This is a genomic window from Apibacter sp. B3706, from assembly GCF_011082725.1.
In the GTDB taxonomy this organism is placed as follows: Bacteria; Bacteroidota; Bacteroidia; order Flavobacteriales; family Weeksellaceae; genus Apibacter.
The window spans coordinates 708,066-723,879 of the sequence record NZ_CP049715.1 but is presented as its reverse complement, the minus strand read 5'-3'; the positions used below and the strand labels follow the sequence as shown (position 1 = coordinate 723,879).

The following is a 15,814-nucleotide window of genomic DNA, read 5'->3' as shown; positions in this document are numbered from 1 at the left end:
TTTTTAATGTATATTGTTTACAATACTATTTTTTTGCTAATTCAATAATTTGATCAGCTAATTCCATACCTACCCTTTCTTGAGCTTCTTTGGTATTTCCTCCTATATGTGGAGATAAAGATAGTTTAGGGTTCATTAATAAAGTAATTTCCGGTTTAGGTTCTTTTTCAAAAACATCTAATGCTGCTCCGAATATTTTATCTTCATTTAAGGCATTAATTAAGGCAACTTCATCGATAATACCCCCTCTTGAAGCATTCACAATAATTGCATTAGGCTTCATTTTATTTAGTTCAGCTTCTCCTATTACATATTTATTTTGTTTAGGTATATGTACAGAAATAACATCAGAATTTTTAATGACTTCTTCCATAGGAACTGTAGATATTTCAAAATGAACTTGTTGACCGTCATAGAAATCCAATGTAATTGTTTTTGTGATGTCATTTACATCAGAAACCAATATTTTCATTCCTAAACTCAATCCTATTTTGATAACTTCCACCCCGATTCGTCCGAAACCGATAACCCCTAGAGTTTTACCTCCAAGCTCCATAGCTCCTGAATAAGACTTTTTTAATGCTGCAAAATTCGTGTCTCCTTCCAAAGGCATGTTACGATTAGAATCTTGCAAATATCTGTATAGGCTAAACATATGTGCAAATACCAATTCTGCGACAGATCTGGAAGATGCAGCCGGAGTATTAATTACATGAATTCCTTTTTCTTTGGCATATTGTACATCTATATTGTCCATGCCTACTCCTCCTCTACCAATAATTTTTATTGACGGACACTGATCTATCAGTTCTTTTCGTACCTGAGTAGCACTTCTAACTAATAATACGTCAATGTTGTTATCATTTATAAAGTTAGCTAATTGTTCTTGAGCTACTTTATGGTTTAATACTTCATGTCCTTCTTTTTCTAAAAATTCGATCGCAGATAAAGAAATGCCATCGTTAGGTAATATTTTCATTGTAATACTTTTAAATTAATTTTTAAGCGGTTTTTTCAAGTTCTTTCATAACATTAACTAACACTTGCACCCCCTCTAAAGGCATGGCATTGTAAATGCTGGCTCTGTATCCTCCTACTGTTCTGTATCCTCCCACACCTACAATATTTGCATCTTTCCACATTTGATCAAATCGGGCTTTATGTTTTTCTTCATCGTTCAAAAAGAAACATACATTCATAGGCGATCTGTCTTCTTTCACACAAACACCTCTAAATAACGGATTTCGATCGATTTCATTATATAACAATTCCGCCTTTTCTTTATTTTTTTTCTCAATGCCTTCTGTTCCTCCTTGTTTCTCTAACCAGCGTAAATTTAATAAGGTGGTATACACTGCAAAAACGGGTGGAGTATTAGCCATACTTTCTTTGGCAATATGAACTTCATAATCTAAATAAGAAGGTAAATTTCTTCCTGTTTTTCCCAATAATCTTTTATCCACAACAACCAGGGTAACTCCTGCCGGACCAAGATTTTTTTGAGCACCTGCATACAATACAGCAAATTTATTATAATCTATGTTCCTGCTTAAAATATCCGATGACATATCACATACTAAAGGTATATCAGTATCAGGAAATGTTTTTATTTCTGTTCCGTATACCGTATTATTGGTGGTTATATGTAAGTAATCAGCATCAGAGGGTACCACATAATCTTTAGGAATATAGGTATATTTATCTTGTTTAGATGAAGCAACAACCTCTATATTACCGATTTTTTCTGCTTCTTTAATTGCCATAGATGCAAAATTTCCGCTGTCAACATAAGCCGCTTTCGACTTAAGCAGATTATAGGGAACCATTGAAAATTGCAAACTGGCTCCTCCTTGTAAATATAAAACTTCATGATTATCATCCAACTTCATTAATTTCTTAGCTAGCGATCTAGCTTCTTCCATGATAGCTATAAAATCTTTACTTCTATGAGATATTTCAATTAAAGAGATCCCGTTATTATTAAAATCCAATACAGCCTGAGAGGCTTGTTGAATAACTTCTTCCGGTAAAGTAGAAGGTCCTGCACTAAAGTTATATTTTTTCATTATTTAATAAATATAATGTTTTTATCTTATTGAGAAATAAAGTAAATGCGTACAACTTCTTTTAAGAAGGATGTAAAAAATCTTTTTTAGCGTGTAGTTCTTCATTACTTTCAACATGAGCATCATCCGGAACACAACAATCGACAGGACATACAGCAGCACACTGGGGTTCTTCATGAAACCCTACGCATTCTGTACATTTGTCAGCAACTATATAATAAATATCGTCAGATATAGGTTTTTGAGGAGCATCCGCATCAATTGAAAGACCACTTTTCGTAACTACCATACCGGTTAAACCTGTTCCTTCAGACAGTTTCCAGTCAACAGCTCCTTCATATATTGCATTATTAGGACATTCCGGCTCACAAGCTCCACAATTTATACATTCATCCGTAATTTTTATAGCCATTATTTAATTTTAATTTACTTTTGTGCAAAATTATACAATTTTTTTCACATTTATCATAAGTAAAAATGAGTTTAAATCAAAGAATAAAGTCGTTAGCTGCTGTAAGAAATATTTTAGATCAATTTCTTACTAAAAACCGGGCGGAATCCCCAACATATTCCGAATTTAAAAATAGTATCTCTCATGCTGAGATAAAAAACCCTTGGTTTACTGAAAACAGCATTCTTTCGGTTTTGACTTATTGGGATAATGTTCTTACTGAAGAAATACTAACCCAATGGTTATCTAACTATACAATAAAATCCGAAGAATCTAAAACAGTTGGATTGGTATTAGCGGGTAATATACCAATGGTTGGTTTTCACGACTGTATCAGTACTTTGCTGGCAGGGCATCAGGCAAAAATAAAATTATCATCTAAAGACGCTGTTCTTATCCCTTTTATACTTAACTTATGGAAAGAATTTTGTGAAGAATTGGAATTTGAATGGGTAGATAAACTTCCTCCTTGTGATGCGGTTATTACTACCGGTACTACCAATACTGCCAGATATTTTGAATATTATTTTAAAGATATACCGCATATAATACGTAAAAATAGAACTTCAATCGCTATACTTAACGGGAATGAATCGAAAGAAGATTTGCACGGCCTGGCAGATGATGTATTTTCTTATTTTGGTTTAGGATGCAGAAGTGTTACTCAACTTTTCATTCCTGAAAATTATGATATTAATAAACTCTTCGAAGTTTTTATTTCCTATCAAGATTGTATTAATCATACCAAATATTCGAATAATTACGATTATAATAAAGCGATTTATCTAATGAATCAAGAACTGTTTTGGGATAATAACTTTATACTATTGAAAGAATCTCGGAATTTATTTAGTCCTATAGGCACTCTATATTACAGTACGTATTCGGATGACTCAGAACTTGAAAAATTTATCTCTCAGCATGCAGATTCTCTACAATGCGTAGTGAGTGCCCAACCTTATCAACAATTTAAAACAGTATCTCCCGGACAGGCTCAAAATCCTAAAATAGATGATTATGCAGATGGCGTTGATACTTTAGACTTCTTATCGAATTTGTAAGATGCTTATTTTTAAGGCCATAAAATAGTTATATCTATCATTCATTTTTTTACATATTTCAATAATTAATAGTATTTTTACTTTTTATAGTATAAAGACAAAATTGTTACTCTTATGAAATCATTACAAGGATTAGGTGTGGCTTTGATTACACCTTTTTGCGAAGATGGGACGGTTGATTTTCCATCCTTAGAAAAATTAGTAAATTACAATATTGAAGGCGGTACCAACTACCTAGTAATTTTGGGTACTACTGCCGAAAATGCTACTTTAAACTCAGAAGAAAAAAAACAGGTAATTGATTGCGTAAAAAAGAGTAACAACAAGAGATTACCTTTGGTTTTGGGTATAGGGGGAAATAATACGGCAGATATATTACATCAAGTTCGTACAACCGATCTGGAAGATTTTACGGCAATACTTTCCGTTTCTCCTTATTACAATAAACCTTCCCAAGAAGGAATTTATCTTCACTATAAAAGCATAGCAGAAAACAGCAACAAACCTATACTACTATATAATGTTCCCGGTAGAACGGGCTCTAACATTGAAGCTGCAACAACCCTTCGATTAGCTCAAGACTGCCCAAATATTTTAGGAATTAAAGAAGCAAGCCCAAACTTTTTACAATCCACACAAATTATTAAAGATAAACCATCTGATTTTATGGTGATTTCCGGAGATGATGAATTGGCTTTACCTATGGTATTAGCAGGTGGTTTGGGAGTTATATCTGTTTTAGGTCAAGCTCTTCCCCATGAAGTTTCTCAGATGATACAACTGGCATTAGAAAGGAAAGTCGATGATGCTTATAAAATTCATTATAAAATTAAAAAACTGTTTGAACTTATCTTTGCTGAAGGTAACCCTTCCGGTATAAAAGCATTATTATCTCTTAAAGGAATTTGTAAACCCTATACGCGTTTACCATTAACTCCTGCGTCTTCTAATCTCATTGAAAAAATAGAAAAAGAATTAGAAAACCTATCCATCTTAGCTTAAATTTTATTGCAATAAGGGTTTATCGACCTATTTATTAGCTGTTTACTTTTAGGTATCATTTATATCAATAAATGTTATTTATTTGTTTTAAATTATAAAAAGATGTAATTTTGTAGTTAGATGAAAAAAATACCTCTACTAGGTTTGTCATTTCTCCTTTTAATTAGTTGTGAGAGAAGATTAAATCAAGCTTTGAAAAGTACTGATAAAGACTTGATATTAAAGGTTGCTGAAGAATATGAACAAAGAAAAAAATATTCTCAAGCCATTAGCTTATACGAGTATGCAAACAAATTTATAGTAGGAACAGATGAAGCTCCTGAAGTTTCTTATCGAACAGCTTATTTAAACTACCTGGATAAAAACTACAGACTTGCGGCTCATCAGTTTAAAAATTTTGTAATGTCGTATCCTAAAGATTCAAGAGCAGATGAAGCTGCATTTATGGCTGCTTATTGTTATTATGCAGACTCTCCTGATTATAATTTGGATCAAACGAATACTCGTGATGCGTTAAAAGAATTACAACTCTATATTGATACGTATCCAAACTCGGATAAGATTGCAGAATGCAATCGAATGATGGACGATTTGACAAGAAAGTTGGAAAAGAAAGCCTTTGAAAATGCTAAAACTTTATATAAAGTAACAGAATATAAAGCCGCTATTATTTCTTTTGATAATGTATTAAGCGATTTTCCGGATACTAAATTGCGTGAAGATATCTTAATTTATTCTTTAAGAGCAAAAACTGAATTAGCAGTTAATTCCATTCATAGATTGCAAAATGAACGGATTAATGATGCGGTTAATTCATATAACAACTTTTGCAAATTATTTCCAAAATCTGAATATTTAGACGAAGCTAAAAGATTGAATAATCGATTGGAAAATGCCAGAATTGTATATCAGAACAAAGAAAAAAGCATTAATGAAGCAAAAGATCAATCAGAAGATAAACTAAAATCAGCAGAAAAAGAGCGAAAAAATAAAATAAGTTAACTAATTATACACCATCAAAATATGAATTTAAAAGAATTAAATGCACCCAACACAACCATTACTTTCAACAGACAACAAATTGAAAGTAAAGTAGGTAACATTTATGAAGCTATAGTAATCATAGGTAAAAGAGCTGAACAAATCAATACCTTTATTAAAAATGATTTAAACCAAAAATTAGATGAATTTGCTTCTAATAGCGATTCTCTAGATGAAGTATTCGAAAACAGAGAACAAATCGAAGTTTCTAAATATTACGAAAGATTACCTAAACCAACGTTAATTGCCATTCAAGAATGGTTAGATAACGAAGTTTATTTTAGAAAAACAGACTCCTAATATCCATTTTTTCAAATGTCGGTTTTAGAAGGGAAAAAGATCGTTTTAATTATTACAGGTGGCATAGCTGCTTATAAAACTGCTTCCCTTGTAAGGCTTTTCATGAAAAGAGGTTGTGTAGTGCAGGTAATTATGACCCCCAAGGCTCATAATTTTATTACTCCCTTAACTTTATCGACTCTTTCCAAAAAACCGGTATATACTCAATTTTTTGAAGGTAACACCGGAGAATGGAACAACCATGTAGATTTAGCTTTACATGCCGATTATTTGGTGGTAGCACCTGCTACCTCCAATACATTGTCTAAAATGGCTAGTGCCGAAGCTGATAATTTAGCCTTAGCAACCTATTTGTCAGCAAAAAACACAGTTTTTTTTGCTCCTGCAATGGATTTGGATATGTATAAAAATCCATACAATCAGGAAAACATTAAGAAACTTCAACAAAAAGGAGATATTTTAATACCTCCAAATAAGGGCGAACTTGCCAGTGGATTGGAAGGTGAAGGAAGGATGGCAGAGCCGGAAGAAATTTTAGACTTTATTGAAAATTATATACGAAAAGAGTTAATTTTTTATAAAAAGAAACTATTGATTACTGCCGGTCCTACCTATGAACCTATTGATCCGGTACGTTTTATTGGCAATCATTCTTCAGGTAAAATGGGTTTTGAAATAGCTAAAGCAGCCGAAAAATTAGGGGCTGAAGTTACCTTAGTATCTGGTCCTACTTGTCAAAAACTCTCTCATTGTTCTTCTATTAAAAGAATAGATGTTATGTCTTCTGAAGAAATGTATCAAAAAGTAACGGAACATTATCAGAGTACAGATATTGTTATTATGGCCGCAGCTGTAGCCGATTATAGACCAGAAACTGTATCTAAAACTAAAATTAAGAAAAATGAAGAATCATTTTCTTTACCCTTATTAAAAAATAAAGATATACTTTTAGAGTTAGGTAAAACCAAAAGTAACCAATTTTTAGTGGGATTTGCTCTTGAAACGAATAATGAAGAAGAAAATGCTCTTACTAAATTGAACAAAAAGAATTTGAATATGATTGTTTTAAATTCTTTACAGGATAAAGGCGCAGGGTTTTCTTACGATACCAATAAAATAACTATTTTAGATAACAAGGGAGGTATAGAGTATTTTGATCTTCAAACCAAAGAAAAAGTTGCTGAAAATATTTTAAAATCTATTCATGAAAGAATTAAAACCTGATTTATGAAACATATATCTTTAATTACTCTATTGCTATTTTTACCTTTGTTTGCTGCTTGCCAACAATTATTGGCTGATGTTAATATCGATTTCAGTAAAGTTCAAGGATCAAACAATCAAGTTTTTACTACCTTGAAAAAAGATTTAAAAGAATTTATCAACAATACGGATTGGGTTCAGGGTAAAAAATTATCTGTTCAGGAACGTATTAAATGTTCGTTCGGAATTATTATTGAGGAACGAATTTCAACAGATAAATTTAAAGCTACCTTATTAATTCAATCCAGCAGACCGGTTTATAATTCTTCTTATATCACACCGGTGTTAAATTATCAAGATACCGATTTTACCTTTAATTATCTTGAATCCGAAAATTTAGTATTTAATGAATCCCGATTCAGCGGAAAAAATTTAACTGATGTTATTGCCTATTATATTTATATGATCTTAGGATATGACGCAGACACATTTTCACGATATGGAGGAAATGAATACTTTGATAAAGCTCAAAAAATTGCAGATAATTCCATTAATCAAGGATACAACGGGTGGAATACTTTTGACGGTCCTAGAACCCGAGGATCTCTTATTTCCGATCTAATAAATGATAAAGCAAAAATGTTAAGAAATATTTCTTATAATTATCATCGTTTAGGATTAGATGTAATGTCTTCTAATGAATTACAAGCTAAAACTCACATTGCTACTTATTTAATGAAATTAAATGAATATTCTTCCAATTATCAGTTTTATCCTTTAGATCTTTTCTTAACTGCAAAACGTGAAGAAATAGCCAATATATTTTCTGGCGGAACTCCGGTTACTTCAATGAACATTTCAGAATTGAAAACTCTGTTACAAAAAATCAATCCAATCAACAGTAACGAATACTGGAATAAAATTAAAAATTAGAAATTTATGCTATCTCATTTATCAATTCGTAATTATGCGTTGATAGATATCCTGGATATTAACTTTCCTTCCGGTATGATAACTGTTACAGGCGAAACCGGTGCCGGTAAATCTATAATTCTGGGAGCATTAAAATTAGTTTTAGGCGAGAGGGCAGATTACAAATCTTTGAAAAATGCTGATGAAAAATGCTTTGTTGAAGCGGAATTCACTCTTGATCGCGAACTATTTTCTGACTTTTTTATTCAAAATGAATTGGATTTCGATCCTATTACTATTATTAGAAGAGAAATTTTACCTTCAGGTAAATCTAGAGCTTTCATTAATGATACTCCGGTTACCCTATCTGTATTACATTCGCTAACTGAAAAACTTATTGATATTCATTCTCAATTTGATACTTCGGATCTGATGAATGAAAAATATCAATTACATATATTGGATACTTATTCCGGTGCAACTTTAGATTTGAAAAAGTATCAAAATGTTTATCAAAAATACGTATTTGAAAATTCGAGGCTTACCTCGTTAAAGGATAAATTACTTTTAGGTAATGAAGAAGTTGATTATAAAAACTATTTATTAGAAGAGTTAAATACGGCTCAATTAGATTCCATCAATTTTGTTGAAATGGAAAATGAACTGAATTTATTGAAAAATTCAGAATATTTAGCTCAAATCTTAACTGAAGTTAAACAAATCTTAGATAATGATGAGATAGGGATTTTAAATCAATTACGTGAAGTATCTTCGCGCATGGATAAAGGCTCGCAGTATTCAACGGATTTAATGAAATTATCTGAAAGAATCAGCAGCATTAAGTTGGAATTACAAGATATATCGGCAGAATCCGAGTTTTTCCTTGAAAGATTAGACTTCAATCCGCTGCGTTATGAAGATCTTACTCAAAAAGTTGATTTAATTCATTCTTTATATGCGAAGCATAAAGTAACCACTATAGAGGAATTAAAACAAATTAGAGATTCTTTATCTAAAGATACCTCTGATTTGATGAATTTGGAAAATCAAATCCAAGCCTGTCAAGATACTATTAAAACACTTTCTTCAGAACTAACTAAATGGGCTCAGGATCTTCATACTAAAAGAAAGACACATGTTCCTGAATTAGAAAACAAAATACTCACTATACTTTCACATTTAGGAATGGAAAAATCTAAAATTGAAATTTCCATACAAAAAACAGATCAATTTACGGCAAACGGTACAGATATCGTCAATATTTTATTTTCCGCTAATGCCGGCATGTCCTTACAGCCTATAGCTAAAGCCATATCGGGAGGTGAACGATCACGCGTAATGTTAGCAATAAAAAAAATTATGTCTGAGAAAGAAGCATTACCTACTTTAATTCTTGATGAAATTGATACGGGGGTTTCAGGACGTATTGCTAATGAAATGGGAAAATTAATGCAGCAAATGGCTTCAACCATGCAATTAATTGCCATTACTCATTTGCCTCAAGTCGCGGCAAAAGGAAACAGTCAATTTAAGGTCGAAAAAACGGAAAAATCGGGGGAAACACAAACTCAAATACGTTTACTGAATCATGAGGAAAGGATTGAGGAAATTGCTCAGTTAATAAGCGGTTCTGATATTACGGAAAACGCAAGAAAACAAGCTATTGAATTATTGAAATAATTTCAAGTTTTTTTAGTCACATTTTGAATTAATCCTTACTTACTAAAAATATAGTCTGATTCCCTTTTTTATTCAAAAGTTTAAAATATACACTATTCTAAGTATAATCATTTATACTTCTTTATTTTTCAAATTACATTTATTTATACTGGTTAAGTACTAATAATTATTGAAATCTAAATTATTCCACTATTTATTTTTTAGCAAATATTGATTCATAATTATATTAAATTTGATTTTAAATTAATATATTTACAATGATTACAATATATAATTTATAAAAACTATAATCAAATTAAAAAAAATGAAAACATTAATTATTAATGGTCACCCCAATTTAGATCAATCGATAATTCATAAAAGATGGTCAGAAGAATTAAAAAAATATCCGAAAGATTTTACAGTTCATAATCTTTGCTATGAATATCCGGATTATAAAATTGATGTTCAAAAAGAACAAAAGTTAATTGAAAACCATGAAAACTTAATTTTACAATATCCAATATATTGGTTTAATGTACCCGGTTTAATAAAACGATGGATCGATGAGGTATTTACTTATGGCTGGGCCTATGGATCTAAAGGGGATAAATTAAAAGATAAAAAAATAGCATTAGCGTTGTCTGCCGGTATAAATGAAGACGATCTTAAAGATAATAAAAATCTGAATTTGGAAGATTTAATTTTGCCTATTAAACTCACGGCAGCCTATGTTAGTTCGAATTTTAGGGGATATTATATGTTGTATAATTCTTATTATGCAGCTGATAATGGTACTTTGGATAAAAGCATAGACGAATATATATCCTTTATAAAAGGCTTATAAAATTCATCGCATAAAAAAATCTTTCCTAAAAGAAAGATTTTTATGATTTAGTATATTTTGTTTTTATTTAAAAATTGAGTCCAAATTTATTCCGCTGTAATTTCCGGAGCTCATCATTAAAAAAATACTGTTATTTTTATCGATTTCTATTAAATAGTTCTCTAATATAACAGGATCTGTAAAGACTTGTAATTTATTTTTTTCGAAAGAATTTATAATTAGTTCTTTTGAAATTGGTTCCATTCTTTTGATTTTTAAAGCATCTTCACTATAAAAAACAAGTGCTTCATCAGCTTTGTCTAATGTGTTTTTGTATTGTTTTAAAAATTCAGGGTTTAGTGAACTATATGTATGGAGTTCTAAACAAGCTACCAGTCGTTTATTGGAAAAATTTTCTTTAACCGCTTTGACCGTTGCCATTACTTTAGAAGGTGCATGTGCAAAATCTTTATATACTATATATTCATTTGTTTCGTATATTTTTTCCAATCTTCGTGAAGCACCTTTAAATGATAGTATTGCTTCATAAAACGCTTCATTTTGTATACCTATTTGATTACAAACCAATCGCGCTCCCTCTAAATTCAAAAGGTTATGTCTACCAAATAACGACAATTGTAATTCTCCTTCAGAAGTTTGAAGATATACTTTTTCATCTTTAATTACATAATTGGGTGTATGATAAGGAAACTTTTTCAGATAGTTACTCGATTGTTCTACTACCTCTACAACTTCTTTATCTTCTTCATTATAAATTAAAGCACCTCCTTGACTTATCGTATTTACAAAAGAAAGGAAGGGTTGCTTATAAGATTCAAAAGTTGGAAACACATTAATATGATCCCAGGCGATCCCGCTGAGTAAAGCTATATTAGGTTGATACAAAAGAAATTTTGAACGTAAATCGATCGGTGAAGATAAATACTCATCCCCTTCTAAAATCATAAATTCATTAGTATCTGTGAGCTTCACCATGGTATAAAATCCTTCCAACTGAGCACCAACCATATAATCAACATCTACCTGATGATACTTAAGTACATGAAGAACCATAGAGGTTATCGTGGTTTTACCGTGAGAACCTGCGATAACTACTCGGGTTTTATTTTTAGATTGTTCGTACAGAAATTCAGGATATGAATAAATTTTTAAATTTAATTCTTTTGCTTTTTGAAGTTCGGGATTATCCGAATGAGCATGCATTCCCAAAATTACTGCATCTATATCCGATGTAATCTTGTCGGGAAACCACCCCAATGAATTGGGTGCTATACCTTGTTTTTTTAATCTTGAGAGGGAGGGTTCAAAAATTGCATCATCAGAACCTGTAACAGTGTAGCCTTTTTGAGCCAAGGCCAAAGCCAAATTATGCATGGCACTTCCACCTATCGCTATAAAATGTATTTTCATTTACCGATATTTTTCAGAACAAAGATACTTTTTTAAACTAAAAAAGACAGCTAAATACGACTGCCTTTTTTTATCTCTGTAATAAATTATAGTTCAAAAAATGATCGGGTCTTTTCTTCTTCCCTTTCTGCTTCCAGTTCCTCAACCGATTTGACTTTTAAAAAACTTGGATCTTGTTCTATAGCTATCATGATTTTAGCTAAAATTTCATTTGAATCTTCGTTCTCATAATCGATGTCTAAAGGAGCTTTAAATGTCATTTTGGGTTCTACTCCCCTTTTTTTAACGAGTAATCCTTTACGATCAAAAGCTCTTCTGAATCCATCAATTACAACAGGTATTACAATGGGTTTATTTTTTTTGATAATTTTTGCCGCTCCTCTCCGACCGGGTGACCAAGGAGTTACCGTACCTTGTGGAAAGGTAACTACCCATCCGCTATCCAATGCTTGCAAAATATTATCTATTTCATTCATATCAACTTTTCGATTGACATCTTTTCCTGCATCTCTCCAAGTTCTTTTAACAGTAATTGCTCCTGCTAAAGAAAATAATTTGGCTAATAATCCCTTATTCATGGTTTCTTTTGCCGCCACATAATATAAATCTACTTTCGGATCTAAAAGATAAACAGGATTTTTAATGGTGTCAATATATCCGTGCTTTACGGCACAAAATACATGATACATGGCAAATACATCCGCAAAATAGGTTTGATGATTGGATACGAACAATACATTGGTATCGGGAAGCTTTAACAGGTTTTCAGTTCCTTTAAGCTTTAATTTATTAAATCCGTTGAATCTATTATATGATATAACCCCAAAGGTGAATATAAGAAATCTTTTTAAGATAAACCAATGGCCAAACGCATCTCTAAATATTCTATTCTTCTTCTTTCCTTTTTCCATTTTTACACCCAGGTTTTAAAATTGTAAATTTATTACTTTTAAATTTATAATTAATTCAATCCGTATTATTAGTAAATTAATGATTACACAAAATTATAATTTATATATAGAATTCTTGTTAATTAAATATTAATTAAAACGAAAGTATTTTTGATTAACCCTGTATTTATCTCTATTTTTATTAAAAAAAAGAAATATACTACAATTAAATCATTTAAATACAAATTCTATTCCAAGATAAAATAAAAATTTAAATTTAGTTTCCTATTTATATTTTAATAAATTTATTAGTTACTTCTTTTTAAAAATATAAAATAATTAATTTAATAAACTATAATTAGGTCTAATCCCTATCCACTGATATAAGGAATCGCTCAACTGATTTCTCATCACTTGATCCATGTTTGCGATTCTTGCTGAAACATGGTTTGCTCCGGGAAGTTCCAATTTAAGGGAATTAGTTTTTAAAGAAGGGATAACTTTGGTAGCGCTCCATGTGTCCAATTCCCCATAAATATATATAAAATTAGTACCCTGAGTATCTAACCATTTTTCTAATTTTTTAGTGAGTTTCGGACTATACGTGATTTTTCCTGCTTCTTTAGGAGGAAATGTTGCTAAAGGATTTTCAGTAAAATAGTTTAAATAATTTTTAAATGGTGAAATATCATATCCGTAATATCCCATTTCTAAGGCTGCTTGATAATAATGTGGCGCATATTGCTTAATTTCCTGATCACTAAAAAAACTTATATCAACGGCTTTTATAAGATAATCCACTCCCTTCGCAACCTCGTTTGACTGAGGAATGGAATCACAAGAATATCCCCATTGCCAAAATGAAAAAGGATATTCCAATACCGTATATTCAAATGCTTTGCCTAGGGATCCCAAATATTTATAGGTAAGACCTTTTATATCAGAATAGGCTTGTACATATTTTAAAGCTTCCTTTTCATTTTTCAGCATAAACAGTTGAAAATCTTTAATTTTCTTTCTGCAAGTTTCCGATCCCACCGAGTTTAAAAAACTATATATTCGCGAATCTTCCAAAGAATAATTTATCGGAGCCACATATGGAACGGAGACATCTACATCTTCAGGAAAAAAATATCGATAATATATAGTTGTTTGCCCTCCTTTGCTTATACCCGTACTGATCCATTTTTTACCGTATATTTTTTTAAAAATAGTATTTATATGGTGTAAATCATGAGCTGCATTATAAAGAGTCAAATACTTCCAGTTAAATATTGAAGAGTCGGGTATTGAAGTTCCAAAATATCGATGTTCAATATTTAAATCGTTAGAATTTAAGATTTGCTGCAATTCATTTTTAACATCATACATCCCATACCCTTGCGTTTCCATGAGCATAGGCCGATCAAAGCCTGTATGAGTCAAAATGACTTGTTGATTAAAATAACCGGCATAGGTATCCGACCAATCTAAAGGTTGTTTAATTTGTAACTTATATTGTAAAGGTCCTCCTTTATAAGTTTCAATCCTTTCATAAGTTATATCTTGTTGTTTCGAAAGAAATTCTTCCAGTTTTTTTCTGTCTGACTCTTGAGCTGATAAAATAAGAAATGAAAATAATAGAGTAAAGACAAAGAGTATTCTTTTCATATTAAAATATTATATATGCTTTATTTTAAAGATTTAATCTTAGTATAAAAACGTTTTTGGTTCATAAAAAAAACCGCTATAAGCGGTTGTATAGATTTTTATAATTCTAATGCTTTATTTATGTTATTATTCATCAATAGTTCCAATGGATTTTCAAGTGCTTCTTTCACAGCCACTAAAAAGCTAACCGATTCTTTACCATCGATAATTCTATGATCATAAGAAAGGGCAACATACATCATGGGAGCAATAACAATTTGTTTATTTTTTGCGATAGGCCGCTCAATTATGTTGTGCATTCCAAGAATTGCACTTTGTGGTGGATTGATGATCGGGGTAGATAACATAGAACCAAAAACCCCACCGTTGGTAATGGTAAATGTTCCTCCGGTCATTTCATCCACGGTAATTCTTCCGTCTCTCACTTTTTCCGCAAGGATCTTTATATTGTGCTCTACTCCTCTAAATGTCATGGTTTCCGCATTTCTAAGCACAGGAACCATTAATCCTTTAGGTCCGGACACAGCTATGCTTATGTCTTGAAAATCATAGGTTATTTTATTCTCACCGTCAATCATAGAGTTAACATCAGGAAACAGTTGCAATGCTCTTACAACAGCAAGGGTAAAAAAAGACATAAATCCTAAATTCACATTGTGTTTATTTTTAAATGCCTCTTTATATTCATTCCTTATACGATAAATTTCACTCATGTCCACTTCATTAAAAGTAGTTAACATGGCGGTTTGATTTTTTACGGTTACCAATCTTTCGGCTACTTTTCTTCTAAGCGCCGATAATTTAACTGATTGGTACGTTCTGACTCCATTTCCTGTAGAATTACCAAGAGATGGAACTGCTTGTAAGGCATCATTTTTTGTTATTCTTCCATTTTTACCGGTTCCTTGAATATCTTCGGGAGAAATATTTTTTTCTTTAATTATTTTTCTGGCTGCGGGTGAACAAGTTCCTTTTACATATGAATCGGCGGGTCTTTCTTGAGAATTTTCCGATGTATGAGTAGAAACAGTTGTTTCTGCTTCGTTGGTTACTATTTCTTTTTTATCATGAATTGGATTTACAGCATCCGTGTCAATTAAACATATAATATGTCCTACCTGAACTGTATCTCCCTCTTGAGCCTTCAAAGATATTTTGCCGGAAGCTTCTGCCGGAAGGTCTAAAGTGGCTTTATCGCTGTCTATTTCCGCTATAGCCTGATCTTTTACAACATAATCTCCCTCTTTAACCAACCAGGTTGAAATTTCTACTTCTGTTATTGATTCCCCGGGAGAGGGAACTTTCATTTCAAGTATCATAAG

Annotated in this window: 15 protein-coding genes; 8 read left to right on the top strand and 7 right to left on the bottom strand. The window is 31.4% G+C overall.

What is annotated here, in order from left to right:
- Window positions 1-25: 25 nt before the first annotated feature.
- The 3 genes from G8C41_RS03210 to G8C41_RS03200 all read right to left on the bottom strand — a co-directional run bounded on the left by G8C41_RS03210 (window position 26) and on the right by G8C41_RS03200 (window position 2,478).
- A complete protein-coding gene (locus tag G8C41_RS03210) occupies window positions 26-979 on the bottom strand; it encodes a D-2-hydroxyacid dehydrogenase (RefSeq protein ID WP_166006090.1) in 954 nt (317 codons plus the stop codon).
- A 22-nt stretch (window positions 980-1,001) separates the two neighbouring features.
- A complete protein-coding gene (serC, locus tag G8C41_RS03205; protein ID WP_166006089.1) occupies window positions 1,002-2,066 on the bottom strand; it encodes a 3-phosphoserine/phosphohydroxythreonine transaminase in 1,065 nt (354 codons plus the stop codon).
- Window positions 2,067-2,127: 61 nt separating this feature from the next.
- Complete coding sequence (locus G8C41_RS03200; protein WP_105297776.1) at window positions 2,128-2,478, bottom strand: 4Fe-4S dicluster domain-containing protein; 351 nt, start codon at window positions 2,476-2,478, stop codon at window positions 2,128-2,130.
- A 65-nt stretch (window positions 2,479-2,543) separates the two neighbouring features.
- Here G8C41_RS03200 and G8C41_RS03195 point away from each other — a divergent pair, with 65 nt between their 5' ends.
- From G8C41_RS03195 to G8C41_RS03160, 8 genes are all read left to right on the top strand, one after another.
- Complete coding sequence (locus tag G8C41_RS03195) at window positions 2,544-3,578, top strand: acyl-CoA reductase (RefSeq protein WP_166006088.1); 1,035 nt, start codon at window positions 2,544-2,546, stop codon at window positions 3,576-3,578.
- Window positions 3,579-3,692: 114 nt separating this feature from the next.
- A complete protein-coding gene (gene dapA / locus G8C41_RS03190; RefSeq protein WP_166006087.1) occupies window positions 3,693-4,580 on the top strand; it encodes a 4-hydroxy-tetrahydrodipicolinate synthase in 888 nt (295 codons plus the stop codon).
- A 120-nt stretch (window positions 4,581-4,700) separates the two neighbouring features.
- Window positions 4,701-5,582: an outer membrane protein assembly factor BamD gene (locus tag G8C41_RS03185; RefSeq protein ID WP_105297779.1), complete on the top strand. Its 882-nt coding sequence runs from the start codon at window positions 4,701-4,703 to the stop codon at window positions 5,580-5,582.
- A gap of 21 nt (window positions 5,583-5,603) precedes the next feature.
- A complete protein-coding gene (locus tag G8C41_RS03180; RefSeq protein WP_166006086.1) occupies window positions 5,604-5,921 on the top strand; it encodes a DNA-directed RNA polymerase subunit omega in 318 nt (105 codons plus the stop codon).
- A gap of 15 nt (window positions 5,922-5,936) precedes the next feature.
- Window positions 5,937-7,145, top strand: coding sequence for a bifunctional phosphopantothenoylcysteine decarboxylase/phosphopantothenate--cysteine ligase CoaBC (coaBC, locus tag G8C41_RS03175; RefSeq protein ID WP_166006085.1), 1,209 nt, complete (start codon window positions 5,937-5,939; stop codon window positions 7,143-7,145).
- Window positions 7,146-7,148: 3 nt separating this feature from the next.
- Window positions 7,149-8,057 (top strand): DUF4835 family protein, encoded by a 909-nt coding sequence (locus tag G8C41_RS03170; protein WP_166006084.1) that lies wholly within the window; start codon window positions 7,149-7,151, stop codon window positions 8,055-8,057.
- Between the two features lie 6 nt (window positions 8,058-8,063).
- Entirely contained in the window at window positions 8,064-9,716 is a 1,653-nt protein-coding gene (gene recN, locus G8C41_RS03165; protein ID WP_166006083.1) for a DNA repair protein RecN, read from the top strand.
- Between the two features lie 304 nt (window positions 9,717-10,020).
- On the top strand, window positions 10,021-10,542 hold the full coding sequence (locus tag G8C41_RS03160; protein ID WP_166006082.1) for an NAD(P)H-dependent oxidoreductase: 522 nt from the start codon (window positions 10,021-10,023) through the stop codon (window positions 10,540-10,542).
- Window positions 10,543-10,605: 63 nt separating this feature from the next.
- On the opposite strand, the gene G8C41_RS03155 is transcribed toward G8C41_RS03160, so the two are convergent.
- The 4 genes from G8C41_RS03155 to odhB all read right to left on the bottom strand — a co-directional run bounded on the left by G8C41_RS03155 (window position 10,606) and on the right by odhB (window position 15,811).
- Entirely contained in the window at window positions 10,606-11,952 is a 1,347-nt protein-coding gene (locus G8C41_RS03155) for a UDP-N-acetylmuramate--L-alanine ligase (RefSeq protein ID WP_166006081.1), read from the bottom strand.
- Between the two features lie 86 nt (window positions 11,953-12,038).
- Window positions 12,039-12,863, bottom strand: coding sequence for a lysophospholipid acyltransferase family protein (locus tag G8C41_RS03150; RefSeq protein WP_160543121.1), 825 nt, complete (start codon window positions 12,861-12,863; stop codon window positions 12,039-12,041).
- A gap of 318 nt (window positions 12,864-13,181) precedes the next feature.
- Window positions 13,182-14,492: a S28 family serine protease gene (locus G8C41_RS03145; RefSeq protein WP_166006080.1), complete on the bottom strand. Its 1,311-nt coding sequence runs from the start codon at window positions 14,490-14,492 to the stop codon at window positions 13,182-13,184.
- Between the two features lie 98 nt (window positions 14,493-14,590).
- Entirely contained in the window at window positions 14,591-15,811 is a 1,221-nt protein-coding gene (odhB, locus tag G8C41_RS03140) for a 2-oxoglutarate dehydrogenase complex dihydrolipoyllysine-residue succinyltransferase (protein ID WP_166006079.1), read from the bottom strand.
- Between the last annotated feature and the right edge of the window lie 3 nt (window positions 15,812-15,814).